At 47.4% G+C, this 580-nt stretch carries 1 pseudogene; it reads right to left on the bottom strand.

What is annotated here, in order from left to right:
- Window positions 1–580: pseudogene (locus R7Q11_RS28090) on the bottom strand (hypothetical protein); the annotation flags it as partial.

Raw genomic sequence — 580 nt, forward strand, 5'->3', positions numbered from 1 at the left:
CTACGTCAAATTCATCTTCACCAATCACCACTTTGTCGACACCTTTTAGTCCCGTACCCATAAACCTTGCCAGACCAGCCGAGGTAGGAATGTTGTGGCGCATCAACTGAGCTTTGCCAAGCTTACGGCTTTGATCTTCTTCACCATCATTCTTGTCGATGTCGACTTCAGAATCGGGGTCAACAAGATCGATCACGCCGACGCTTGTCACGTCCATGTTGCCGTCTTTATCAAACGCTTTTAAGCGAAACAGAAGCTGCGTGTTGGATTCAAATTGGTAGTCTTGATCGGTCTTGCCATCCCAAACGATGTTGAAATCGTTGGCAAATTGCTGACCTTCCACCACCGCCAGCGGAGACACCAAACCACGATCGCCACCGCGATACACTTCTAATTGGTAATGATCCACGTAGTAACTGAAGTTGGTGGTGATAGCAAAACTCATCTCTTGCAGAGGTTTGCCGTTTCTAACTTCCACATTGCTGCTGATGCTCAGATCCAACACTGGGTCAAAGCGCATGATGTCACGGCTAACCCAAATCGCACCTTGTTCCAGATAAATACGAGAATTGTCGGTTTA

The organism is Vibrio sp. 970 (assembly GCF_033339075.1).